The sequence below is a fragment of the Microbacterium sp. 71-36 genome (assembly GCF_001898305.1).
Taxonomy (GTDB): Bacteria; Actinomycetota; Actinomycetes; order Actinomycetales; family Microbacteriaceae; genus Microbacterium.
Genome location: NZ_MKTP01000002.1, coordinates 288,730 through 313,320, shown reverse-complemented (window position 1 = coordinate 313,320; position 24,591 = coordinate 288,730). Strand labels below are relative to the sequence as shown.

The following is a 24,591-nucleotide window of genomic DNA, read 5'->3' as shown; positions in this document are numbered from 1 at the left end:
GGCGCGACGCGGATCAGATGCCGCCGTCGACCGAGCGCGGGTACGCGATCGGCTCCTCGGGCACGAGCACCTCGGTGTCGCGATTGAGGCTCTCCCCACGGAAGAACGGCTTGGATCGAGGGAACGCGTACCAGAGCACCATCAGGACGACGCCGATCGCGAGCGAGCCGATCCCCAGCACGAACGTGCCTCCGATACCGAACAGCACGGTGTAGCCGTACTCGGGGTCGTACATGTCGATGGCGGACTGCACGAACGCGTACGTCAGCATCAGCGCACCGAGCAGGGGCAGGATGCCGCGGTAGACGAGGTTCCTCGCCGAGGCGAAGAGGTCGCGGCGGAAGTACCAGACGCAGGCGTAGCCCGTGATCGCGTAGTAGAAGGCGATGGCGAGGCCCAGCGACAGGATCGAGTCCTGCAGGATGTTGTCGCTGATGAGGGTCATGCCCACGTAGTAGATGCTGGCGACGATCCCCATGACCAGCGTCGAGAACGACGGCGTCTGGAAGCGGGGATGCACCGTGCTGAACCGGCGCGGCAGCGCCTTGTAGGCCGCCATGGCCAGCGTTCCGCGCGCGGTCGGCAGGATCGTGGTCTGCGTCGAGGACACGGCCGAGATCAGCACAGCCACGATGAGGATCCAGCCGAAGGGACCGAAGAGGCCGTCCTTCAGCGCCAGGAAGACGTCATTGGCGTTGTCGGGGTTGGCCAGCCCCGTTCCGTCCTCGCCGACGCCGGCGTACATCATCGCGGCCACCGTCACGGCGACGTAGGTGCCCAGGAGGATGACGGTGGTCAGCAACGCCGCGCGACCCGGGATGCGCTTGGGGTCCTTCGTCTCCTCGTTGAGGGCGAGACACGTGTCCCAGCCCCAGTAGATGAACAGCGCCAGCAGCACGGCCTCGGTGAACCCGCTCCAGTCGGTGAAGCCGAACGGGTTGAACCAGCCCAGGTCGAACGGCGTCGGGTTCGGAGCCGTCCCGTCGAAGAACTTCCACAGCGCGACGATGACGAACAGCGCCAGCACGAGGTACTGCACGCCCAAGAGGATGTTCTGGATCCGCTCGCCGATCTCCACACCCCGATAGCTCACCCAGGTCATCGCGGCGATGAACCCGACGCCGGTCGCGGTCACGAGCGGCACGTTCTCGGCGAGCGAGCCGTCTCCGATGAGGGTCCAGAGATAGATTCCGGCGATCTGCGCGAGGTTGGCCAGCACGACCATGCCTGCCACGGCGACGCCCCACCCGCCCATCCAGCCGACCCACGGACCGAACGCCTTGGTCCCCCAGGTGAAGGTGGTGCCGCAGTCGGGGACGTCGTTGTTCAGCTCGCGATACGCGAAGGCGATGAACAGCATCGGGATGAAGGCGATGATGAAGGCGATGGGGGCCGAGGCGCCCACGGCGAGGACGACGAAGCCCAGGGTTGCGACTAGCGAGTACACCGGCGCGGTGGAGGCGAGACCGATGACGGTCGATCCCCAGAGGCCGAGAGTGCCCGCGGCGAGGCCCTTGCCGGCCGTCCGTTCGGGTGCGGTGGTCATCTGCTGAACGTAGAAGTCAGCGGGCCCCCGGGTCAAGCACCGCGGTCAGGCGGCGCGTCGGGCGACGTCGAGCACGACGATGGTGATGTTGTCGCGGCCGCCGTTCTCGAGGGCTGCGGCCATCATGGCCTCGACCGCGTCGGCGGGGTCGGGGTTGGCCTCCAGGAAGTGCCGGATGCCGAAATCGGTGAGCTCTTTCGTCAGGCCGTCCGAGCAGATGACGAAGCGATCACCGTCGAGGACCTCGAGGCGCAGGTAGTCGGGCTTGACGCTGTCGCTCGGGCCGACGGCGCGCGTGATCACGTTGCCGTACGGGTGGTTCTCGGCTTCCTCCGGGCTCAGACGACCGGCGGCGATGAGTTCCTGCACGACGGAGTGGTCGGTGGTGATCTGGACGATGTCGTCGTCGCGCAGCAGGTATACGCGCGAATCTCCGATGTTCAGCGTCACCCAGTGGGGCTCGTCCCCGGCGGCTTCGAGGTACAGGCCGGTGAGGGTCGTCCCCGTGCCCTCGTCGGTGGTCTCGGGGTGGGCGACGATGTCTTTCACCGCTCGGGCGAGAGCCTTCTCGATGTTCTTCGGCGAGACGATGCCGCTCTCGACGACGGCGCGCAGGCGGTCGACGGTGCTCGCGCTGGCGATCTCCCCACCCAGGTGGCCGCCCATTCCGTCGGCGACGACGAACAGGGGGAACTCGGCGAGGACCGCGTCCTGGTTCACCTCACGGCGCTTGCCGGTGTCGGTGGTCGCCGCCCACGAGAGATCGAGCGCACCGCCCGTCAGGGGAACGGTACGCGTATGGGTGGTCACCTCGGGCACGAAAAGATCCTCCGGTTGGCCGACGTCTTCGCCGGCGGAACCGCGCGGCCCTGTCATCCTAGTCGACGCGCGGACTGCGCCCAGGGATGCCACGGGCGCGGCGCCTCCGGGCGGAACGAGGACGAGCTCCCCGCGCCGGGCGCGGGGAGCTCGTCATCGTGAGGGCGTCAGACCTGCGGGCCCGCCGGCGGCGGGGGCGTGGGGCCTGCGGGAGGAGCCGGCGGCGGCGGCGTGGGGCCCGCAGCGGGCGGTGCCGGCGGCGGCGTGTACGGCTGGGCCGGCGGGGCGTAGCCGGCGGGACCTCCGGCGGGGGCTGCCGACACCGGCTGACCCGGCTGCACGGGGATTCCGTTCCACACCGTCTTGTCCGCGAGGAACGAGTTCGCCCAGGGCGACGGCTGGATGTTCGGGTTCCACGGGTTGCTGCCGAACGCCAGGATGCCGAGCCAGATCCACTGTCCGAGCGGGCCCAGGATGAACAGCAGGAGAATCGGCCAGTCGCGGCCGAACTTGGCGTTCACCCGGTAGGCGATCATGATCAGCGCGACGAAGAGCGCGATGCCCGACAGGTACTGCAGGACCGGGATGGCCGAGGCGACCACGAGCGCGAGGATCACCCACGGCGAGAAGTCGCCGAGCTTGGCGAGGACGAGGTAGTTGTAGATCGGCACCCACGCGCGCCACTTCCCCTGCACGCCCGCCTTCTCGAAGACCTTCGACAGCAGGAACGCGCTGATCACGTAGCCCACGATGGCGAACAGGAACAGGAAGAGCGCGAGGATCAAGAAGGCGGCTGCCGATGCGGCGTCACTGGCGCCGTAGTCGTTGTAAGCCAGATGGATCATGATGACGAAGTTCCTCTCGGGCCGGATACGAGCTCGCGCCCGTATCAGCGACGGGTGTCTCCCGCGTAGGTCATGCTAGCGAAGCTGAGTGTTGGCTGACAGTACCTTGACCCGGCGATCTCAGACCAGCAGTTCGACCTCGCCGGCTCCCCCGTCGCGCACGACGATCCCGTTCGAGCCCGCCCAGTCGACGAGGTCGCGCCGGGATTCGATCCGCGCGCCCGTCGTCGCGAGGGCGCGCGCGAGCTCCCCTTTCGCCTTCTTGTTGAAGTGGTTGAGTGCACGGACCGTGCCGTCGACCCCCTCCGAGACCACGCGGACGTAGACACCCTCCACGTCCGCGGGTACCGGCCCCAGCGCGACGTACGCCTCCGACCGCAGATCCAGGACGAACCCCGGGTCGGCTTCAGCGATCGCCCTCGTGACCGCATCGGCCCAGACCCTCCGCGGCGAGGGCAGTCCGGGCAGGGAGGTGCCCGCCGCGAGACGATAGACCGGGATGCCGTCGAGCGCACCCACCGGGCCGAACGGCGCCGAGTGGATCAGGACCCGCGAACCCAGCCACGCCCGCTCGGCGGCGGCGAGAGTGCCGGCGTCGAGAGCGTCGTAGAGGACCCCCGTATAGCGGTCGACCGCGGGAAGGGTGGGCGCGGAACGCAACGCCGCGTTGTCGGCGACCTCGCCGAGACGACGCGGGCTCAGCTTGAGCACACGCGCGGACAGCTCCTCGTCCGAACTCAGCGCGACCAGCCCGTCGACGACCTGCTCACGGGCGGCGCGAAGGGACGGGAGGGCGAGGGAGCCCAGATCGATCGGGGCACCGTGACCGCCCGGCCGTTTGGTCTCGGAAGGGGGCAGAAGAACGAGCATGCGACCTCGGGGGAACGAAGACGCGCGCCGCCCGGCGAACCGGACGACGCGCGTCGTGAAGAAGTGTCAGACCAGGGATGCGTGACCGGCGACGATGGTGAGATCGTCGCCCGCCATCGACAGGAACCCGTCCTCGGCGTTGGCCAGCACCTTGGTGCCGTCGACACCCGTGATGCGGACCTCGCCCTGAGCGAGGATCGCGAGCACCGGTTCGTGGCCCTGCATGAAGCCGATCTCGCCTTCCACCGTCTTGGCGACGACCAGCGACGCCTCCCCGGTCCAGACCTCGGCGTCGGCCGAGACGAGGTTCACGCGCAGCGGCATGTCAGCCGTTCTCCTTCTGGATCTGCGCCCACTTCGCCTCGACGTCGGAGATGCCACCGACGTTGAAGAACGCCTGCTCGGCGACGTGGTCGAAGTCACCCTTGACGATCGCGTCGAACGACTCGATGGTCTCCTTGATCGGGACCGTGGAGCCCTCGACGCCGGTGAACTTCTTGGCCATGTAGGTGTTCTGCGAGAGGAACTGCTGGATGCGACGCGCACGCGACACGACGATCTTGTCTTCCTCGGACAGTTCGTCGACACCGAGGATCGCGATGATCTCCTGCAGTTCCTTGTTCTTCTGAAGGATCTGCTTGACCGACGTGGCCACACGGTAGTGGTCGGCGCCGATGTAGCGCGGGTCGAGGATCCGGCTCGTCGAGGTGAGCGGGTCGATGGCCGGGTACAGACCCTTCGACGCGATCTCACGGGAGAGCTCGGTCGTGGCATCCAGGTGCGCGAACGTGGTCGCGGGGGCCGGGTCGGTGTAGTCGTCGGCGGGGACGTAGATCGCCTGCAGCGACGTGATCGAGTGACCACGCGTGGAGGTGATGCGCTCCTGGAGCACACCCATCTCGTCGGCCAGGTTGGGCTGGTAACCCACGGCCGAGGGCATGCGGCCCAGCAGCGTGGAGACCTCGGAACCGGCCTGCGTGAAGCGGAAGATGTTGTCGATGAACAGCAGCACGTCCTGCTTCTGGACGTCGCGGAAGTACTCCGCCATCGTCAGCGCCGAGAGGGCGACGCGCAGACGCGTCCCCGGCGGCTCGTCCATCTGGCCGAACACGAGAGCGGTCTTGTCGAAGACGCCCGCCTCCTCCATCTCACCGATGAGGTCGTTGCCCTCACGGGTGCGCTCACCGACACCGGCGAACACGGAGACACCACCGTGGTCCTGCGCCACGCGCTGGATCATCTCCTGGATGAGGACGGTCTTGCCGACACCGGCGCCACCGAAGAGGCCGATCTTTCCACCCTGCACGTAGGGCGTGAGGAGGTCGATCGACTTGATGCCCGTCTCGAACATCTCGGTCTTGGACTCGAGCTGGTCGAAGCTCGGCGCCTTGCGGTGGATGCCCCAGCGCTCGGTGACCTCGATCGTCTCGCCGGGAGCCGCGTTGAGCACCTCGCCGGTGACGTCGAAGACCTTGCCCTTGGTGACGTCGCCGACGGGGACCGAGATCGGGCCGCCGGTGTCGCGCACCTCCTGGCCGCGGACCATGCCGTCGGTCGGCTTGAGCGAGATGGCGCGGACGAGGTCGTCACCGAGGTGCTGCGCGACCTCGAGGGTGATCTCGGTCGAGTCGTCACCGATGGTGATCGTGGTCTTCAGCGCGTTGTAGATCTCGGGGATCGCGTCGTGCGGGAACTCGATGTCGACGACGGGCCCGGTGACACGCGCGACGCGGCCGACGACAGCCGCGTCGGTCTTCTCGGCGGTGAGGCTCATGGCTTCTTCTCTCCTTGGGAACTTACTTGCCGGATGACAGAGCATCGGCGCCGCCGACGATCTCGGCGATCTGCTGCGTGATCTCCGCCTGGCGCGCGTTGTTGCGCAGGCGGGTGTAGTCGGTGATGAGCTTGTCGGCGTTGTCGCTGGCCGACTTCATCGCCTTCTGCGTCGCGGCGTGCTTCGCCGCGGAGGACTGCAGGAGGGCGTTGAAGATGCGGCTCTGGATGTAGACCGGCAGGAGCGCATCGAGCACGGTCTCGGCGTCGGGCTCGAACTCGTAGAGGGGGTAGACCTCCGCCTGAGCGGGGGCGTCATCCGCCTCGAGAACCTCGAGCGGCAGCAGACGGACCGACTCGGGAGACTGCGTCATCATGCTGACGAAGCGGTTGTACACGAGGTGGATCTCGTCGACGCCGTCGTTCTCTCCCCCGGCGCGGTACGCCTGGAGCACGGCATCCGAGATCTCCTCCGCCGTCGAGAACTGCGGCGTGTCGGTGTCGCCGACCCACTGCGCTGCGCTCGGCATGCGGCGGAACTGGAAGTAGCCGACGGCCTTGCGTCCGACGAGGTAGAACACAACCTCTTTGCCCTGCGTCCGCAGCAGCTCGGCCAGCTCCAGACCCTCACGGAGGATCTGCGAGTTGAACGCGCCGGCGAGGCCCCGGTCGGAGGTGAAGATCACCACGGCGGAGCGACGGATGTTCTCACGCTCCGTCGTCAGCGGGTGGTCGATCGAGGAGTGCGTGGCCACCGCGGAGACGGCGCTCGTCACGGCTCGCGCGAAGGGCGACGCCGCGCGCACACGCGCCATCGCCTTCTGGATGCGCGAAGCCGCGATGAGCTCCATCGCCTTCGTGATCTTCTTGGTCGTCTGAGCAGAACTGATCTTCTGCTTGTAGACCCGCAGTTGTGCGCCCATGATTCCGTTCTCGTGTCGTCGCTGTTAGCGACGGCCCTTGACGATTCGCTCCTGGTTGACGTCCTCGGCCTCAGCGGCCTCGACCTGCTCGGCGCCCACGACGCCCTGGTCGTCACCCGGCTGGAACTCGAGGATGAACTCGTCGATCTTCTTCTCGAGCTCGGCGACCGTGTCGTCGCCCAGCGCGTTGGTCTCGCGCAGCGTGTCGAGGACCGTCGAGTTGCGACGCAGGTAGTCCAGCAGCTCGCGCTCGAAACGGAGCACGTCCGAGACCTCGATCGTGTCGAGCTTGCCGTTGGTACCGGCCCAGATCGAGACGACCTGCTCCTCCACCGGGTACGGCGAGTACTGCGGCTGCTTCAGCAGCTCGGTCAGACGCGCACCGCGGGCCAGCTGACGACGCGACGCGGCGTCGAGGTCGCTGGCGAACATGGCGAACGCCTCGAGCGAACGGTACTGCGCGAGCTCGAGCTTCAGCGTGCCGGAGACCTTCTTGATCGACTTGACCTGGGCGTCACCGCCGACGCGCGAGACCGAGATACCCACGTCGACCGCGGGACGCTGGTTGGCGTTGAAGAGGTCAGACTGGAGGAAGATCTGGCCGTCGGTGATCGAGATCACGTTCGTCGGGATGTACGCCGAGACGTCGTTGGCCTTGGTCTCGATGATGGGAAGACCCGTCATCGAACCGGCACCGAGCTCGTCGGACAGCTTCGCGCAACGCTCGAGCAGACGCGAGTGGAGGTAGAAGACGTCGCCGGGGTACGCCTCGCGGCCCGGCGGGCGACGCAGGAGGAGCGAAACGGCACGGTAGGCCTCGGCCTGCTTCGACAGGTCGTCGAAGATGATCAGGACGTGCTTGCCGCCGTACATCCAGTGCTGGCCGATCGCCGAACCCGTGTACGGCGCGAGGTACTTGAAGCCGGCGGGGTCGGAGGCGGGGGCCGCGACGATGGTGGTGTACTCCATCGCGCCGGCCTCCTCGAGGGCGCCCTTGACCGAAGCGATCGTGGAGCCCTTCTGGCCGATGGCGACGTAGATGCAGCGGACCTGCTTGTTGACGTCGCCCGACTCCCAGTTGGCCTTCTGGTTGATGATCGTGTCGATCGCGATGGCCGTCTTACCGGTCTGGCGGTCGCCGATGATCAGCTGACGCTGGCCGCGCCCGACGGGGATCATCGCGTCGATGGCCTTGATGCCGGTCTGCAGCGGCTCGTGCACGCTCTTGCGCTGCATGACGCCGGGCGCCTGGAGCTCGAGGGCACGACGACCCTCGGTCGCGATCTCGCCGAGACCGTCGATCGGGTTGCCGAGCGGGTCGACGACGCGACCCAGGTAGCCGTCGCCCACGCCGACCGAGAGGACCTCGCCGGTGCGGGTGACGCTCTGGCCCTCTTCGATGCCGGAGAACTCGCCGAGGACGACCACGCCGACCTCGTGCTCGTCGAGGTTCTGGGCCAGGCCCAGCGTGCCGTCCGCGAAGCGGATGAGTTCGTTCGCCATGACGCCGGGCAGTCCCTCGACGTGGGCGATGCCGTCGGCCGCGTCGACGACGGTGCCGACCTCGGTCGCACCCGCGCCCGTCGGCTCGTAGGCGTTGACGAAGTCCTTCAGCGCGTCACGGATGACGTCGGGGCTGATAGAGAGTTCTGCCATTGTCTTCCTTCGTTCGTGGGGCGCAAGCCCCCAGATCTCCACCCGCTCGGGCGGGAAAGTCTTAGCCGGCGATGCGCTGGCGAAGGTCGGCGAGACGTGCGGACACGCTCGCGTCGATGACGTCGTCGGCGACCTGCACGCGCAGTCCACCGACCACGGTCGGGTCGATCACGGTGTTCAGGGTGACCGCCGACCCGTAGCGCGCACGGAGCGCGTTCTGGAGTCGCGTCTGCTGCTCGCCGTTCAGGGCTGCCGCAGCGTAGACCGTGGCCACGATGCTCGACCGCTGGTCGGCCACGATCGACTCGGCGCGGCGCAGGAGCGAGCGGACGCGACGACCGCGCGAATTCTGCACGAGCGACGACACGATCAGCGCGGTCGGGGCGCTCGCGCGGCCGTCGAGCAGCGTCGAGACGAGCGACGCCTTGCCCGACGCGTCGCCGAGGCGACCGCCCAGCGCGAGCTCCAGCTCGCCGTTCGAAGCGACGGTGCGAGAGAACTGGAACAGCTCGCCCTCGATGTCCGCCGACGCATCGGCGACGGTGGCGGCACGCACGGCCAGCTCCTCGAGCCCGTCCACGAACTCCGCCGCGGTCGACCACCGCTGCTCCGCCGCACGGCGCAGCAGCGAGACGGTCGCCTCACGGTACGTGGAGCCGAAGACGGCCGTCACCAGCGCGCCGCGCGCGGCGGCGGGCGCCGACGAATCGGAGAGCGCGCCGCTCAGCTGCGCCGACCCGTTCACGGCGCCGACGGCCGCGAACAGCTCGCGGGCGACGTCGAGGTCGACGCCGGAGGCGGTCGTGAGCGCCTCCGCCGTCGCGGTCCGCGCCTGAGTGGTCGCGCTGCCCATTACTGAGCCGCCTTCTCGGATGCCTCGAGCTCGGCGAGGAAGCGATCGACGACGGCCTGCGCGCGGGCGTCGTCGGAGAGGGTCTCCCCGATGACGTTGCCGGCGAGGTCGACCGCGAGGGTGCCCACCTCGGCGCGCAGCGACACCAGCGTCGACTGACGCTCGGCCTCGATCTGCGCGTGCGCGGCTGCGGTGAGGCGCGCGGCCTCGGACGACGCGGCATCCTTCGCCTCGGCGACGATCTTCTTGCCGTCCTCGCGGGCGGCCTCGCGGATCTCGCCGGCTTCCTTGCGGGCCTCGGCGAGCTGCGCGGTGTACTGCTCCAGCGCGGCCTCGGCCTGACGCTGCGCCTCGTCGGCCTTCGCGATGTTGCCCTCGATGGCGGCACTGCGCTCGTCGAGGAGCTTCGCCATGCGGGGCAGGGCGACCCGCCAGACCACGACGAGGATGACGACGAAGCAGACGAGCGACCAGACGATGTCGTAGACGGCGGGGAAGAGCGGGTTGTGCGCTTCCTCCGCCGCGGGCTCCGCGGCGAGCGTGACAAGAGCGTTCAGCATCCTGTCTCCTTACAGTGAGTCGAGAGCGGCCGGATCAGGTGAAGATGAAGCCGGTCGCGATACCGATGAAGGCGAGCGCCTCGGTGAAGGCGATACCGATGAACATCAGGACCTGCAGGCGGCCCGCGAGCTCGGGCTGACGGGCGACGCCCTCGATCGTCTTGCCGACGACGATGCCCACGCCGATGGCGGGGCCGATGGCCGCGAGGCCGTAGCCGATCGTGGCGACGTTACCGGTGACCTGGGCGAGAACCGTAGTTGCGTCCACGGGTTTTTTCCTTTCGGTTGGGTGGCTCGGCGTGCGCCGGGCCGCTCAGTGCTCTTCTGCGACCGCGAGCTGGATGTAGACCGCGGTGAGGATCGCGAAGACGTACGCCTGGAGGAAGGCGACGAAGATTTCGAACAGGGTGAAGGCGAAGCCGAAGGCGAGCGAACCCGCGCCCAGGACCGTCCACCAGCCGCTGAGGCCGATCACGAAGAACTGGGTGGCTGAGAAGAAGAGGACCAGCATCAGGTGCCCGACGATCATGTTCATCAGCAGACGCAGGGTGAGCGTGACGGGGCGGATGATGAAGGTCGAGAGGAACTCGAGCGGCACGATGATGATGTACAGCGGCCACGGCACACCCGAGGGCAGCAGCGCGTTCTTGAAGAAGCCGCCGGGGCTCTTCTTGATGCCGGCGTAGATGAACGTGACGTACGCGACGAGCGCCAGGAGCATCGGAACGGCGATGACGCTCGTGCCGGCGATGTTCAGACCCGGGATCACACCGGTGATGTTCATGAACAGCACCATGAAGAAGATCGTGGTGAGGATCGGCAGGAACCGCTTGCCGTCCTTGCGACCGAGGATGTCTTCGGCGATGTTCACGCGGACGAAGTCGAGACCCATCTCGGCGATGCTCTGGAAGCGGCCGGGAACGACCTTCATCCGGCGGGTGCCGAGAACGAGGAAGAGGACGAGCGCGAGGGTCGCCAGCATCTGCGTGAGGTTGATGCGAGTGATCGCGAAGATCGTGCCCTCGAAGAGGACCGCGTCAGGGAAGAACTCGTTGATGGAGGGCGGGTGAAACTCAGCACCCGCAGACGCGAAGTTCGTGATCAGGGTCGCAGCTTGAGTGGACAGCGCTGGCTCCAGCTTCGGGGCATCGGTATGAACCGTTGCGACGATGGTCGGTGATGGCACCCGAAGTGCGAGTCTGGGGAAGAGTCCCCGTCGCGGGTGGGTACTTACCCCACCCTATCAAACTCCCGGCTGATCCATGAGTGCCGGTCGATCGTTCGTCTCGCCGACGGACTATCGTGCCCGCCGCCCGCGAACCTCGGGTTATAGGGCCCTTCAGGCGCGGCGGTCGCCTTCGTCGGGATCCGTCGGCAGCGTCACGTCGCTCGCGCTGGGCACGCGCAGACGCAGCAGCACCACGACATCGACCGCGAGCGAGGCCATGACGCTGACGACCAGCGCGACGTAGAACACCACCGGGTCGACCCAGCCCTGGCCGCGCAGGATCACGATCGCGACGATGAACAGCACCAGCTTGAGCAGCCACCCGCCCAGCACGATGCCGAAGAAGATCGGCACGTAGAGCGGGTCGCCGAACCACCGGTTGGCGATGAGGATGCTCGAAGCCGTCACCGCGAGGAAGACGGCGCTCACCGCCACGCCCGCCAGAGCACTGCCCAGTCCCCCGGCGCCGGCGACGGCGAAGCCCACCACGGCGCCGACGACGAGCAGGACCGCGGTGACGATGCCGCCCCAGGCCAACGCCGTACGGAGGATCGGCGTGCTCGAGAGCGGTCGACGTGCGGCGGGGGAAGCGGTGCTCATGAGGAAGTCTCCGGGGAAGCGGGCTGCGCGCGGCGGGAGCGCCGACGCAGGAGGCGGTGAGAGGGAAGCAGGGTCAACACGATGCAGGCCGTGACGCCCAGGGCGCCGAAACCGATGCCGATCCAGTAGTCGCCCGGCCAGCTCTGCTGCGTGCCGATGTACATCAGGAGGAACGACAGGCTCACCACGGCCGTCCAGGCATAGAAGATCAGCACCGCATCGCGGTCGCTGTGTCCCATGTCGAGCATGCGGTGGTGGAGGTGCTTGCGATCGGGTGAGAACGGGGAACGTCCGGCCCACTGGCGCCGGATCACGGCGAGCCCGAAGTCGAGCAGCGGCAGCAGCACGATCACCACGGGCAAGAGGATCGGGATGAACGCACCGAGCAGCTGAGATCGGCCGAGCTGCTCCGGATCGAGCACGGCCGGGTCGAGCTGCCCCGTGATGGCGACCGCGGAACTGGCCATCAGCAGACCGAGCATGAGCGCTCCGGAGTCTCCCATGAACAGCTTCGCCGGCGTCCAGTTCATCGGCAGGAATCCGAGGCACGCGCCGACGAGGACGGCGGCGATGAAGGATGCCAGGTTGAAGTAGGTGCTCGCCCCGGTGTCGCGGACGAGCAGGTACGAGTAGGCGAAGAAGACGCCGTTGGCGATGAGGCAGACGCCCGCCACCAGACCGTTCAGGCCGTCGATGAAGTTGACGGCGTTCATGACCACGACCAGGGCGAAGACGGTGAGGAGGAAGCTCACCCAGCTCGACCCGACGGTGAGGGCGCCCATCGGCAGCGACAGGATCTGCAGTTGCCCGAACCACGCGATGATGCCCGCGGCGATGAACTGCGCGCCGAGTTTGATCATCCAGTCGAGGTCCCACAGGTCGTCGACGACTCCGACGACCACGATGAGCAGCACCGCGCCCAGCAGCGACAGCACCGGCACCGGGTCGGTCCAGAAGATCGCGAAGTAGGGGTTCCGGCTCGACAGCGCGAAGGCGGCGACGACTCCGAGGAACATCGCGACCCCGCCGAGTCGCGGGGTGGGCGTCGTGTGCACGTCGCGATCCCGGATGCCGGGATACAGGCGGAACCGCAGAGCGAACTTCCACACCACCCACGACAGCGCGAGGGTCACCGCCGCCGTGAACAGGATGGTGAGGAGGTACTGGGTCACGGACCGGGCGCCTCGGCATCCGGGGTGGTGTCCGGCTCCGACGACGCGGCGTCTCCGGCGGGACCCTCCTCGGGATCGGGCTCGAGCACGTCGCCGAGGACCTCGCGCAGACGCGCCCGCGAGATCGTCCCCTCGCGGAGCACGCGGACCAGCGGCTCGGATCCGCCCACGAGGGATGTGGCATCCACGATCGTCGAGGCGAAGCCCCACTCGCTCGGACCGGCGTCGAGATAGACCGCGACGCTGTCGCCGAGCATGTCGCGCGCCTCGTCGATGCTGACCGCGGCGGGCATGCCGGTGCGATTGGCGCTGGAGACCGCGAGCGGACCGGTCTCTTCGAGCAGCTCGAGCGTGAGGTTCTGTGCGGGCATGCGGACCGCGACGGTGCCGTGCGTGTCGCCGAGGTCCCACGAGAGCGACGGCTGCGCGGGCAGGACGATCGTCAAGCCGCCGGGCCAGAAGGCGTGCACGAGGTCGTCGACGGCGGCGGGGACCTCCGCGACCAGGGCGCGCAGGGTGCCGACGCCCGGGACGAGGACCGGCGGCGGCTGCTGACGCCCGCGGCCCTTCGCCTCGAGGAGGCCCGCGACGGCACGCGCGTTGAACGCGTCCGCGGCGATGCCGTAGACGGTGTCGGTGGGGAGCACGACGAGTTCGCCTCGGCCGATCGCCTGACGCGCGTGGCGCATCCCGGAGAGCAGCTGCGACTCGTCACGGCAGTCGTAGACGGGTGACATGTCGGGCGACAGTCTACCGACGCCCGGACCGGTTCACGCTCAGGGGCGGAGAGCGGTCGTGGCGCGATCCCGCGTCGTGAGGTCGGGATGGGTCGCCGCGGACCGCCACCCGTCCGCCGTGAGGATCTCGCGGATCGCGGCCCCCTGCCACTCGCCGTGCTCGATGACGATCGTGCCGCCGGCGTGCGCGAGACGCAGGCCCACGCGGCTGAGTACCCGCACGGCATCCAGACCGTCCGGTCCTCCGTAGAGCGCCGCCGGCGGGTCGTACAGCCGCACCTCGGGATCGCGCGGGATCGCGTCGTCCGGGACGTAGGGAGGGTTGGATGCCACCACCGAGACCGTTCCGTCGAGTTCCGGGAACGCCTCGGCGAGGTCGATGAACGCGAGGGTCAGGTTCGGCGCGCCGATGCGGGCGAGGTTCTCCTTCGTCCAGATGAACGCGTCGACGGAGTTCTCCGCGGCGAACACGCGCGCGTGTGGAACCTCCGTCGCCATGGCGAGCGCGATCGCTCCGCTCCCGGTGCCGAGGTCCACCGCGACCGGGGAGGCGGATGCCGCCGCGCGCAGGGCGTCGATGGCGAGCTGCGCCACCATCTCGGTCTCGGGCCGCGGCACGAACACCCCCAGTCCGACGGCGAGCTCCATCGAGCGGAACGGCGCGAGCCCGGTCAGGTGCTGCAGCGGCTCACGCGAGCATCGCCGGTCCACCAGCGGAGCGAGGGCCGCCTGGGAGTCGGCGGACAGACGGTCGCCGCGGACGACCGCGGCCTGGACTCCCCCGCGCGACGTCGACAGGACGTGCGCGACGAGGAGCTCGGCATCCACGTGAGGGTCGGGGATGCCCGCGGAGGCGAAGCGCGCAGCGGTGGCGCGGACGACGTCGGCGACGGTGGACGGGGCGGAGGGTACGGGCTCGGGCATGACGGCTCCCGAGCCTAGTCGCGCGCCGTCACACACGGACGCCGGGGTCTCCGCTCACCTAGGATTGTCGCGATCCGACCGACGGCGAAAGGCGAGCCATGCCCGGCATCCACTCCGACATCACCTCCGCGTTCGGCGACACCCCGCTGGTGCGCCTCAACCGTGTCGCGGAGGGCGCCGGGGGCCAGATCCTGGCCAAGCTCGAGTTCTACAACCCCGCCTCGAGCGTGAAGGACCGCCTCGGCATCGCCATCGTCGACGCCGCCGAGGCCTCGGGTGAGCTGAAGCCGGGCGGCACTCTCGTCGAGTCCACGAGCGGCAACACCGGCATCGCCCTGGCGATGGTGGGCGCTGCCCGCGGGTACAAGGTCATCCTCACGATGCCCGCGTCCATGTCGAAGGAGCGCCGCGTGCTGCTCCGGGCCTTCGGTGCGGAGCTCGTGCTCACCGATCCCACCAAGGGCATGTCCTTCGCCGTCGAAGAGGCCAAGCGCATCGTCGCCGAGACCCCCGGTGCCGTCTGGGCCCGCCAGTTCGAGAACGAGGCGAACCCGGCCATCCACCGCAAGACCACCGCCGAGGAGATCCTGCGCGACACCGACGGCAAGGTCGACTACTTCGTGGCCGGCATCGGCACGGGCGGCACCATCACCGGTGTCGGTCAGGTGCTCAAGGAGCGCGTCCCGGGCGTGAAGGTCGTCGCGGTCGAGCCGGCGGACTCCCCCATCCTCACCAAGGGGCACCCCGGGCCCCACAAGATCCAGGGCATCGGCCCGAACTTCGTCCCGGCGATCCTCGACCGCGACATCATCGACGAGGTCATCGACGTCGAGTTCGACGACGCGATCCGCCTGGCGCGCGAGACGGCGGCCAAGGACGGCATCCTCGTCGGGATGTCTTCGGGCGCCGCCATCTGGGCCGCGCTCGAGATCGCGCGTCGCCCCGAGGCCGAGGGCAAGAACATCGTCGTGATCATCCCGTCGTACGGCGAGCGCTACCTCTCCACCGCGCTGTACGAAGACCTGCGCGACAACTGACGTGGGAGTCGTCTCCCGCCTTCGCGAGGACGTCGCCGCGGCGAAGTTCCGCGACCCCGCCGCCCGCGGCGGTCTCGAGATCGCGCTGCTCTACCCCGGCCTGCACGCCGCGTGGTCGTACCGCGTGGCGCACCGTCTGTGGCTGCGCGGCCTGCGATTCCCGGCGCGGGCGATCTCGCAGGTCACGCGGTGGCTCACGGGCATCGAGATCCACCCCGGCGCGACGATCGGTCGACGCTTCTTCATCGACCACGGCATGGGCGTCGTGATCGGCGAGACGGCCGAGGTCGGCGACGACGTCATGCTCTACCACGGCGTCACCCTCGGGGGGCGTCAGCGCGAGGGCGGCAAGCGCCACCCGACCCTGCACGACGGGGTGGCCGTGGGTGCCGGGGCGAAGATCCTCGGCCCCATCACGATCGGCGCCCACAGCCTGGTCGGCGCGAACGCGGTGGTCACCCGCGACGCGGCGCCCGAGAGCGTGCTCGTCGGGGTCCCGGCCAAGGCGCGGGCCCGCCGCTCGAGCGACGACACCCGAGCGCTGCTCACCGCCCCCGAATACTGGATCTGATCCGCGTCAGCGCTTCTTCGCGGCGGCCCGCGCGGGCCGGTCGATGAGCACGACCGTGAGAACCCAGGTGACCACGGCCGAGACGATCCAGACCACGAGCGGGGCCAGAACCCATGCGCCGACCGTCGTGATGCGGACTCCCGCCGACGGCAGCACCGCCACGACGACGAGCGAGACGAACGTGGCGATGATCCCGATGCCCCCCAGCAGCAGGGGCGCCCGCTTGGTCGCGAGCTTCGTGGCGAGGGGCGTCGCGAGGCTCTGCACGATCGCGAAGACGACGATGGCCACGAGGAAGCCCCACCAGTCGAGCCAGGAGATCCGGAACCCGGCGACGAACAGGTCGGCGAGCACGAGTCCCGCCGCCGCGGAGGCGAGATAGACGAGCACGCGCAGCAACCGGGTCTTCATGCTGTGAGGGTATCGGAGCGTCGGGCCTAGGCTCGGAGAATGACCCGTCCGCACGATCTGTCCCTCGTCGCGCAGGTCTCGGGGCTGCAGCAGGGCGCCATCGGGCCGGTCGAACTGGCCTCGCACTACCTCGATCGCATCGCCCACGCCGTCGATCTCGGCGCCTTCGCCGAGGTGACCGGCGAGTCCGCTCTCCGGCGGGCCGCCGCGCTCGAAGCGGGAGGACCCGACGGTGCGCTCTGGGGCGTGCCGTCGGCGGAGAAGGACCTCGTCGCGCGGGCGGGCGTGCCCACCCGCTACGGATCCCGCGCCCGCGTCGATCACGTGCCGTCGACGTCGGATGCCCTCGCCGAGGCGATGGATGCCGCGGGAGCGGTCAGCCTCGGCAAGACCAGCACGTCCGAGTTCGGTCTCACCGGCTTCACCGAACCGCTCATCCATGCCCCCGCGCGAGACCCCTGGAGCACCGGGAACGGCGCCGGCGGCTCGAGCGGCGGTGCGGCCGTCGCCGTCGCGGCGGGGCTGCTCCCGGCCGCGGTCGGATCCGACGGCGGCGGCTCCATCCGCATTCCCGCGGCGACCGTCGGCGTCGTGGGGCTCAAGCCCTCGCGGGGGCGACTGCCGATCGGCTCGGGCTTCGACTCCCCTGACGGCCTGTCGGTCACGGGCCCGCTCGCCCGCAGCGTGGAGGACGCGGGCCTGCTGCTGGACGCGCTGGCGGGACTCGCGCCGTTCTCCTACGCGACCGCGGCCCCCGGGCAGGGTCCTTTCGTCCGCGCCGCCCGCGCCGGATCGCGGACTCTCCGGATCGGCGTGACGACCGTGTCGCCGTGGGACGACGACGAGGACATCGTGCTCGATCCGGCCGCGCGGGCGGCGTTCGAGACCGCGGCCGCCTGGCTGGACGACGCCGGACACGACGTGGCGGATGCCGACTGGCATCCGGTGGGCTACGCCGCTCTGTTCCGCGTGCTCTGGCGCGCGAGCGCCGCGCGCATCCCGTTGAGCGCGGAGGACATGGCGCTGGTCGAACCGCTCACCGCCTGGCTGGTCGAGGAGGGTCGCGCGCTGTCCGCGAGGGATCTGCTCGGTGGGCTCGCCGAGGCGCGCGCGTTCGAACGGCGGACGATCAGCGACTTCGCGGCTTTCGACGCGGTGCTGACTCCCGCCCTCGCCCAGGCGCCGCAGCCCGTGGGCGCCTACGCCGGCCACGATCCCGAGCGGACCTTCGCGATGCAGGTCGAGTACGCACCGTACTCGAGCTTCGTCAACGTGGCGGGGCTCCCCGCTCTCACGCTCCCCGTGACCACCGACGCGAACGGACACCCGGTCTCGGTGCAGGTGATCGGCCGTCCCGGCGGCGAGGCGACCCTGCTCGCGCTCGGGGCGGTGCTCGAGGACCGCCGCGGCCCCCTCCCGCACCCGCCGGTGTGGGACGCGTGACGAGCGGGATTCCCAGGGTTCGGGGCCCCGAAGGACCCGCTGACTTCGGGAACATGCACGCGAGGAAAGGATTCGCGCACGCATTCGACCGAAGTCAGCGCGCGCGCGAGCGTGCGTCCGTGACCAGCCTCACCAGCAGATCGGGGCGCCGGAACAGCATCTCCCGGGTCACGCGTATCATGCGCCAGCCCGCAGCGGCGAGACGTTCGTAGCGCTCGAGGTCGCGTTGCCACTGCACGGCATCCGTCCGATGCTGGTCCCCCTCGTACTCCACACCCACACGCAGGTCCGGATACGCCAGGTCGACGCAGGCGACGAAGCCGTCCACGTCGTATACGTCGTGGTTCAGGACGGGTTCGGGAAGCCCCCCGTCGACCATGACGAGACGTGTCCACGACTCGGTGCGGGACGCCGCACCGCTTCGAACGCGAGGGAGAGCGTCTCTCAGCGCGACGATGCCGCGGCGCTTGTACGCCGAGTCGAGAGACATCTGTAGCTGCTCGATCGTCGCGAGGGGCTCCTGGACGATTCGCCCCCGAGGACCGGCCACGCGCACGCCCGTCACCACCGCGTCGGCCGCGGCGACGAGGTCGTAGGGGTGTCGGAGAAGCGTCCCGAGGAGCGCCCAGGTCGTGGCCGGGTCGGTGAGGGACAGCCCTTCGGCGCCGGTCGTGACCGCGACACCATCCGGCTTGAGCTGGTGTCCGCGCACCCCGCGTCCTTCCGGCGCGCATGCCGGAGCGAGGACGGAGACATGGATGACATCGTCCGGGAGAGGCGGCAACGGCATCTCCCACAGGATCGCGGCCGTGCTGTGCGAGAAGAAGGCACCGGGACCAATGATGGTGCGGTACGCGCCGACGCGTTCACGGATACGACGCTCCCGCTGCGCCGCGGGATGGAGTTCGCCGTGTTCGGTCGGCAGCGGCATCCGCACGCCGTGGAATGGTCGGCACCACACCTGCGAGTCGATGAAGCGCCGCGTGGAACCGTCTCGGAGAGCGTCGCGGGTCGTGAAGGCGGAGCTCGATGACATCCCGACATCCTGCCGATACCGCGCATCGGCCCGTCGAGGTTGTCCACAGGCGGTCCGCGCGATCGGCGCTGACTTCGGGCGAACGTTCGTCTCGCCGCTGTGGACCCGCGACTTTCCCCGAAGTCACCGGCCTCTGCCACGCAGCAGGTTCCGTGACTTCGGGCGTATGTACGCCGCTACGATCACCGCGCGAGCATATGCGGCTAGTCACCGCTGGAAGCGGACACGACGGGCGGGCGCGCGACGAGGGCGAGCGGGTTACTCGCCGGAGAGAGCGGCGAGACGCGCTTCCTCGTCGGCGGTGATCGCCGACTCGATGATCGGGCCGAGGGCGCCGTCCATCACCTGATCCAGGTTGTAGGCCTTGTATCCGGTGCGGTGATCGGCGATGCGGTTCTCGGGGAAGTTGTAGGTGCGGATGCGCTCCGAACGATCCATGCCGCGGATCTGCGAGCGTCGCGCGTCGGCCGCGACGGCGTCGCGTTCCTCCTGCTGCTTGGCGAGCAGGCGGGCGCGCAGCACGCGCATACCGGCCTCGCGGTTCTGCAGCTGCGACTTCTCGTTCTGCATCGACACGACGATGCCGGTGGGGACGTGGGTGATGCGCACGGCCGAGTCGGTCGTGTTGACCGACTGACCGCCGGGGCCCGACGAGCGGAACACGTCGATCTTGAGGTCGTTCGGGTCGATCGCGACCTCTTCGGGCTCGTCGACCTCGGGGAAGACCAGCACACCGGTCGTGGAGGTGTGGATGCGCCCCTGGGACTCGGTCGCCGGCACGCGCTGCACGCGATGGACACCGCCCTCGTACTTCAGGTGCGCCCACACGCCCTGCGCGGGGTCGCTCGAGGAGCCCTTGATCGCGACCTGGACGTCCTTGTACCCGCCGAGGTCGGACTCGTTGCGCTCGAGCAGCTCCGTCTTCCAGCCCATCGATGCCGCGTACTGGAGGTACATCCGCAGCAGATCGGCCGCGAACAGCGCGCTCTCCGCGCCGCCCTCCCCCGCCTTGATCTCCATGATCACGTCGCGGGCGTCGTCCGGATCGCGCGGGATCAGCAGGCGGCGCAGCCGCTCCTGACTCTCATCCAGACGCTGCTCGAGCGCGGGCACCTCTTCGGCGAAAGCCTCGTCCTCACGGGCGAGCTCGCGCGCGGCATCCAGGTCATCCGCAGCGGAACGCCACGCCTCGTAGGCGTGCACGATGCGGTTCAGCTCGGCGTAGCGCCGGTTGACCCGCTTCGCACGCGCGGCATCGGCGTGCACGGCGGGGTCGTTCAGCTCGAGCTCGACCTGCCGGTGCTCGTCGAGCAGTCCGCGGACGGACTCGAGGATGCCGGAATCCGACACGGCTCAGCGGATGCCGTTGTCGTGCCCGTTGTCTCCGCGCGCGGGAGCCGGGATCGACTTCTGCATCTGGACGAGGAACTCGACGTTGGACTGCGTCTCCTTGAGCTTGCCGAGCACGACCTCGAGGGCCTGCTGCGGGTCGAGGCCCGCGAGGGCACGACGCAGCTTCCAGGTGATCTTGACCTCGTCGGGCGAGAGCAGCATCTCTTCGCGACGGGTCGAGGACGCGTTGACGTCGACCGCGGGGAAGATCCGCTTGTCGGCGAGCTGACGGCTCAGGCGCAACTCGCTGTTGCCGGTGCCCTTGAACTCCTCGAAGATCACGTCGTCCATCTTCGAGCCGGTCTCGACCAGCGCGGTCGCCAGGATCGTGAGCGATCCACCGTTCTCGATGTTGCGCGCGGCGCCGAAGAAGCGCTTGGGCGGGTACAGCGCCGATGCGTCGACCCCACCGGTGAGCACGCGGCCGGACGTGGGTGCCGACAGGTTGTACGCACGGCCGAGGCGCGTGATCGAGTCGAGCAGCACGACCACGTCGCGACCGAGCTCGACGAGACGCTTGGCACGCTCGATGGCGAGCTCGGCGACCGTGGTGTGGTCTTCGGCGGGACGGTCGAAGGTCGAGGCGATGACCTCGCCCTTGACCGTGCGCTGCATGTCGGTGACCTCTTCGGGGCGCTCGTCGACGAGCACGACCATGAGGTGGACCTCGGGGTTGTTGTGCGCGATCGCGTTCGCGATCTGCTGCAGCACGATCGTCTTGCCCGCCTTCGGGGGCGCCACGATCAGACCGCGCTGGCCCTTGCCGACCGGGGCGACCAGGTCGATGAGACGCTGCGTGAGCTTCTCGGGCGCCGTCTCCATGCGCAGGCGCTCCTGCGGGTACAGCGGGGTGAGCTTGCCGAACTCGACGCGACCGGCGGCGTCGTCGACGGAAAGGCCGTTGATGGAGTCGACCTTGACCAGGGCGTTGTACTTCTGGCGGCTGGACTGCTCGTTCTCACGCGGCTGCTTGATCGAGCCGACGACGGCGTCACCCTTGCGCAGGTTGTACTTCTTCACCTGGCCGAGCGACACGTACACGTCGCTCGGGCCGGGCAGGTAGCCCGTCGTACGGACGAACGCGTAGTTGTCGAGGACGTCGAGGATGCCCGCGATCGGGATCAGGACGTCGTCTTCGCCGATCTCGCCCTCGAACTCATCGCCCGTGGTGCCCTGGCCGCGGCGCTTGTTGCGCTGGCGGTTGCGGCTGTTCGCCTGGTTCTGCTGCGGGGCCTGCGAGCCGTTCTCCGCGGGCGCCTCGGCCTCTTCGGCGGCGGCCGGCGTGTTCGCCGCGGGAGCGGCGCCGTCGGCGTTCTCGGCCTTGTTGCGGTTGCGGTTGCGCGATCGGCTCCGGCTACGGCTGCGCGACGGCGTCTCGGTGGACTCCTCGCTCGACTCGCCGTCGGGGGCGGATGCCACGGCCTCGGCGCTCGCCTCGCCCTCGGCGGTCTCGGTCTTCGGCTCGGCCGCGTCCACGGCGGGCGCGTCCGCGCCGGCCTCGGGGGTCTCAGCCGCGACGGCGGGGGTCTCGTCGGCGGGGGCCGCGGCGGGCTCGGCCGACGCCTCGGGCGCGGCGTCCACGGCCGCCTCGGGCGCGGCGACCTCGGCGGGTGCCGCTGCCTCCTCGGCCGGCGTCTCGTCGGCGGGGGCGCTCTTCGCCCGACGCGGGGCGCGCTTGCGGGGGGCGCGAGCGGGCTTGGCGGGCGCCTCTTCGGCGGCCGGCTCCTCGGCCGGTGCGGCGGCGGCCTCTTCGGCGGCCGGCTCGACGGCGGGCGCCGGCTCGTCCGCGGGCGCCGACTCCTCGGCCGCGGCCTCAGCCGGGGCATCGACCGATGCCTCGTCAGCGACCGGGGCGGGCTCCTCCGCCGCGGGCTCCGCCTCGGGGGCGGGGTCGGCGGGGGCTTCCTCGCCCTCCGTGTCGGCGGGCGTGTCGAACAGCGTCTCGTCGGCGGGAGCGGCGGACTGCTCCTCGGGGGTGATGTCCGCGCCCTCGGGCGCGTCGACGGGCTGGGTCTCGGAGATGGACTCCACGAGTGCTCCTCAGAAATGAAACGTGATCAGATCGCGCTTCGCCATGCAGATCGCAGACGAAGAGACACCAGCGGTTCGGGAGACTGCAGCCGAGACCGGGTTCGCGATGTGTTGCGGATTTCGCAGGTGGTGCAGAGGCTCAGATTCGCGTGCTAGGCGGAACCCTCTGCGGGCTTCACTGTACCACCCTTGACGTCGACGGCGAGCATGAGCGCCTGCCACGGGGTGTCGACGATCGATGAGGTAAGGTCCGCCGCTGCGACGCGTTGACCCGGGCCGTCCGCGAGCACGAGCACGCTCGGCCCCGCGCCCGACACGACCGCCGCGTACCCCTCGGCCCGGAGCGCCCGCACGAGACGGTCGGTCTCGGGCATCGCCTGAGCGCGGTAGTTCTGGTGCAGCTTGTCTTCGGTGGCCGCCATCAGCAGCTCGGGGCTCTGGGTCATCGCCGCGATCAGCAGCGCCGAGCGCGAGACGTTGAAGACGGCGTCCTCACGCGGCACCTGCAGGGGCTGCAGGCTCCGGGCGACGGCGGTCGACATCGTGAACCCCGGCACCAGCACCAGCGGCGAGACACCGCGGTGCACGATGAGCTGCTTGTGCTGGGGGCCGGTGGCATCCATCCACGCGATCGTGAGGCCGCCGAACAGCCCCGGGGCGACGTTGTCGGGGTGACCTTCCATCTCGGTCGCCAGGCGCAGCAGGTCGACGTCGCTGAAAGCGACCTCGCCGTCGAGCAGGCCCTTCGCGGCCAGGATGCCGGCGACGACCGCCGCACCGGAGGAGCCCATGCCGCGCCCGTGCGGGATGACGTTGTGCGCGACGAGACGCAAGCCGGGGAGCTCGCGCCCCACCGAGGCGTACGTGTGGGCGATCGCACGCACCACCAGGTGCGACGCGTCACGCGGGACGTCGGCCGTCCCCTCACCGGAGACCTCGATCTCGAGGCGCCCCGGCTCGAGGGCCTCCACCGTGAGCTCGTCGTAGACGCTCAACGCCAGGCCGAGGGTGTCGAACCCCGGGCCGAGATTGGCGCTGGTCGCCGGGACGCGGACCGCGACCCGGCGTCCGAGGGCTGTCGTCACTCGGCCACCGGCTTCAGGTCGAGGACCGAGGCGACCTCCGAGGTGGTGGCGTCGACGACGGTCGGCTGCACCTCGGTGCCGTCGGCCTTGCGCAGAGCCCACTGCGGGTCCTTCAGGCCGTGGCCGGTGACGGTCAGCACGACCTTGGCGCCCGCGGGCACGATGCCGGCCTCGGCGCGGTCCAGCAGGCCCGCGACGCTGATCGCCGAGGCGGGCTCGACGAAGACGCCCACCTCGCCGGCGAGGATCTTCTGGGCCTCGAGGATGCCGGCATCCTCGATCGCGCCGAACCATCCGTCGGTGGCATCCCGGGCCTCGAGGGCGAGGTGCCAGGAGGCGGGGTTGCCGATGCGGATCGCGCTGGCGATGGTCTCGGGGTTCTTCACGACCTCGCCGCGCACGAGCGGCGCGGAACCGGCCGCCTGGAAGCCGAACATGCGCGGGACGCGCGTGGACACGCCGCGGTCGGCCTCTTCGCGGTAACCGCGCGAGTAGGCGGTGTAGTTGCCGGCGTTGCCCACGGGGATGAAGTGGAAGTCGGGAGCGTCGCCGAGCTGCTCGACGACCTCGTACGCGGCGGTCTTCTGTCCCTCGATGCGGTCGGGGTTGACCGAGTTGACCAGGTGCACCGGGTAGTGGTCGGCGAGCTCGCGCGCGATCTCGAGGCAGTCGTCGAAATTGCCGCGGATCTGGATGAGGCGACCGTTGTGGGCGACGGCCTGGCTCAGCTTGCCCATCGCGATCTTGCCCTCGGGCACGAGCACGGCAGCGGTGATGCCGGCGTGGGCGGCGTAAGCCGCGGCCGACGCCGAGGTGTTGCCGGTCGACGCGCAGATGACGGCCTTCGCGCCGTGCTCGACGGCGCGCGAGAGCGCCACCGTCATGCCGCGGTCCTTGAACGAGCCGGTGGGGTTCATGCCCTCGAACTTCACCCACACGTCCGCGCCCGTGCGGCGCGACAGAGCCGGAGCGGGGATGAGGGGGGTGCCGCCCTCGCCCAGCGTCACGACGGTGGAGGCGTCGGTGACGCCCAGACGGTCGGCGTACTCGCGGAGGACTCCGCGCCAGACGTGTGCCAT

The 24,591-nt window shown here is 69.6% G+C and carries 25 protein-coding genes; 3 read left to right on the top strand and 22 right to left on the bottom strand.

The window, feature by feature from the left end; genetic code table 11:
• Positions 1-13: 13 nt before the first annotated feature.
• From BGO45_RS10060 to prmC, 16 genes are all read right to left on the bottom strand, one after another.
• Positions 14-1,546 carry an APC family permease gene (locus BGO45_RS10060; protein ID WP_292693648.1) on the bottom strand — a complete coding sequence of 511 codons (1,533 nt, stop codon included), beginning with the start codon at positions 1,544-1,546 and terminating at the stop codon, positions 14-16.
• Between the two features lie 45 nt (positions 1,547-1,591).
• The gene (locus tag BGO45_RS10055; protein ID WP_292693646.1) at positions 1,592-2,365 is read right to left on the bottom strand and encodes a protein phosphatase 2C domain-containing protein; all 774 of its coding nucleotides are present in this window, start codon (positions 2,363-2,365) and stop codon (positions 1,592-1,594) included.
• A gap of 167 nt (positions 2,366-2,532) precedes the next feature.
• Positions 2,533-3,210 (bottom strand): DUF5684 domain-containing protein, encoded by a 678-nt coding sequence (locus BGO45_RS10050; protein ID WP_292693644.1) that lies wholly within the window; start codon positions 3,208-3,210, stop codon positions 2,533-2,535.
• 120 nt (positions 3,211-3,330) lie between these two features.
• Complete coding sequence (locus tag BGO45_RS10045) at positions 3,331-4,080, bottom strand: peroxide stress protein YaaA (RefSeq protein WP_292693641.1); 750 nt, start codon at positions 4,078-4,080, stop codon at positions 3,331-3,333.
• Between the two features lie 66 nt (positions 4,081-4,146).
• Entirely contained in the window at positions 4,147-4,404 is a 258-nt protein-coding gene (locus BGO45_RS10040; protein ID WP_292693638.1) for a F0F1 ATP synthase subunit epsilon, read from the bottom strand.
• 1 nt (position 4,405) lies between these two features.
• The gene (atpD, locus tag BGO45_RS10035) at positions 4,406-5,854 is read right to left on the bottom strand and encodes a F0F1 ATP synthase subunit beta (protein ID WP_076490916.1); all 1,449 of its coding nucleotides are present in this window, start codon (positions 5,852-5,854) and stop codon (positions 4,406-4,408) included.
• Positions 5,855-5,876: 22 nt separating this feature from the next.
• Positions 5,877-6,776: a F0F1 ATP synthase subunit gamma gene (locus BGO45_RS10030; RefSeq protein ID WP_076490917.1), complete on the bottom strand. Its 900-nt coding sequence runs from the start codon at positions 6,774-6,776 to the stop codon at positions 5,877-5,879.
• Positions 6,777-6,800: 24 nt separating this feature from the next.
• Positions 6,801-8,432 carry a F0F1 ATP synthase subunit alpha gene (gene atpA, locus BGO45_RS10025; protein WP_292693632.1) on the bottom strand — a complete coding sequence of 544 codons (1,632 nt, stop codon included), beginning with the start codon at positions 8,430-8,432 and terminating at the stop codon, positions 6,801-6,803.
• Between the two features lie 61 nt (positions 8,433-8,493).
• A complete protein-coding gene (locus BGO45_RS10020) occupies positions 8,494-9,285 on the bottom strand; it encodes a F0F1 ATP synthase subunit delta (protein WP_292693629.1) in 792 nt (263 codons plus the stop codon).
• On the bottom strand, positions 9,285-9,845 hold the full coding sequence (locus tag BGO45_RS10015; RefSeq protein ID WP_076490920.1) for a F0F1 ATP synthase subunit B: 561 nt from the start codon (positions 9,843-9,845) through the stop codon (positions 9,285-9,287). The genes BGO45_RS10020 and BGO45_RS10015 overlap by 1 nt, the downstream gene beginning before the upstream one ends.
• A 34-nt stretch (positions 9,846-9,879) precedes the next feature.
• Positions 9,880-10,113, bottom strand: a complete 234-nt coding sequence (atpE, locus tag BGO45_RS10010) for a F0F1 ATP synthase subunit C (protein ID WP_043360904.1) — start codon at positions 10,111-10,113, stop codon at positions 9,880-9,882.
• A 45-nt stretch (positions 10,114-10,158) separates the two neighbouring features.
• The gene (atpB, locus tag BGO45_RS10005) at positions 10,159-10,950 is read right to left on the bottom strand and encodes a F0F1 ATP synthase subunit A (protein ID WP_076491882.1); all 792 of its coding nucleotides are present in this window, start codon (positions 10,948-10,950) and stop codon (positions 10,159-10,161) included.
• Between the two features lie 234 nt (positions 10,951-11,184).
• The gene (locus BGO45_RS10000) at positions 11,185-11,673 is read right to left on the bottom strand and encodes a hypothetical protein (RefSeq protein WP_076490921.1); all 489 of its coding nucleotides are present in this window, start codon (positions 11,671-11,673) and stop codon (positions 11,185-11,187) included.
• On the bottom strand, positions 11,670-12,845 hold the full coding sequence (locus tag BGO45_RS09995; RefSeq protein ID WP_076490922.1) for an MraY family glycosyltransferase: 1,176 nt from the start codon (positions 12,843-12,845) through the stop codon (positions 11,670-11,672). The genes BGO45_RS10000 and BGO45_RS09995 overlap by 4 nt, the downstream gene beginning before the upstream one ends.
• Positions 12,842-13,582: an L-threonylcarbamoyladenylate synthase gene (locus BGO45_RS09990; protein ID WP_292693610.1), complete on the bottom strand. Its 741-nt coding sequence runs from the start codon at positions 13,580-13,582 to the stop codon at positions 12,842-12,844. Before BGO45_RS09990 ends, BGO45_RS09995 begins: the two co-directional genes overlap by 4 nt.
• Positions 13,583-13,621: 39 nt before the next feature.
• Positions 13,622-14,506 carry a peptide chain release factor N(5)-glutamine methyltransferase gene (gene prmC / locus BGO45_RS09985; protein WP_292693607.1) on the bottom strand — a complete coding sequence of 295 codons (885 nt, stop codon included), beginning with the start codon at positions 14,504-14,506 and terminating at the stop codon, positions 13,622-13,624.
• 98 nt (positions 14,507-14,604) lie between these two features.
• On the opposite strand from prmC, the gene cysK reads away from it, so the two are divergent.
• Positions 14,605-15,543, top strand: coding sequence for a cysteine synthase A (gene cysK, locus BGO45_RS09980; protein ID WP_076490925.1), 939 nt, complete (start codon positions 14,605-14,607; stop codon positions 15,541-15,543).
• Between the two features lies 1 nt (position 15,544).
• The gene (gene epsC / locus BGO45_RS09975) at positions 15,545-16,114 is read left to right on the top strand and encodes a serine O-acetyltransferase EpsC (protein ID WP_292693603.1); all 570 of its coding nucleotides are present in this window, start codon (positions 15,545-15,547) and stop codon (positions 16,112-16,114) included.
• Between the two features lie 6 nt (positions 16,115-16,120).
• On the opposite strand, the gene BGO45_RS09970 is transcribed toward epsC, so the two are convergent.
• On the bottom strand, positions 16,121-16,525 hold the full coding sequence (locus tag BGO45_RS09970) for a phage holin family protein (RefSeq protein WP_076490927.1): 405 nt from the start codon (positions 16,523-16,525) through the stop codon (positions 16,121-16,123).
• A gap of 39 nt (positions 16,526-16,564) precedes the next feature.
• Here BGO45_RS09970 and BGO45_RS09965 point away from each other — a divergent pair, with 39 nt between their 5' ends.
• Positions 16,565-17,968: an amidase gene (locus BGO45_RS09965; RefSeq protein ID WP_292693599.1), complete on the top strand. Its 1,404-nt coding sequence runs from the start codon at positions 16,565-16,567 to the stop codon at positions 17,966-17,968.
• A gap of 94 nt (positions 17,969-18,062) precedes the next feature.
• On the opposite strand, the gene BGO45_RS09960 is transcribed toward BGO45_RS09965, so the two are convergent.
• The 5 genes from BGO45_RS09960 to thrC all read right to left on the bottom strand — a co-directional run bounded on the left by BGO45_RS09960 (position 18,063) and on the right by thrC (position 24,591).
• Positions 18,063-19,004 carry a hypothetical protein gene (locus BGO45_RS09960; RefSeq protein WP_292693596.1) on the bottom strand — a complete coding sequence of 314 codons (942 nt, stop codon included), beginning with the start codon at positions 19,002-19,004 and terminating at the stop codon, positions 18,063-18,065.
• Positions 19,005-19,262: 258 nt separating this feature from the next.
• Entirely contained in the window at positions 19,263-20,339 is a 1,077-nt protein-coding gene (prfA, locus tag BGO45_RS09955) for a peptide chain release factor 1 (protein WP_292693745.1), read from the bottom strand.
• Positions 20,340-20,357: 18 nt separating this feature from the next.
• Positions 20,358-22,427, bottom strand: a complete 2,070-nt coding sequence (rho, locus tag BGO45_RS09950) for a transcription termination factor Rho (protein ID WP_292693593.1) — start codon at positions 22,425-22,427, stop codon at positions 20,358-20,360.
• A gap of 152 nt (positions 22,428-22,579) precedes the next feature.
• Entirely contained in the window at positions 22,580-23,512 is a 933-nt protein-coding gene (gene thrB / locus BGO45_RS09945; RefSeq protein WP_076490931.1) for a homoserine kinase, read from the bottom strand.
• Positions 23,509-24,591 (bottom strand): threonine synthase, encoded by a 1,083-nt coding sequence (gene thrC, locus BGO45_RS09940; protein WP_292693590.1) that lies wholly within the window; start codon positions 24,589-24,591, stop codon positions 23,509-23,511. Before thrC ends, thrB begins: the two co-directional genes overlap by 4 nt.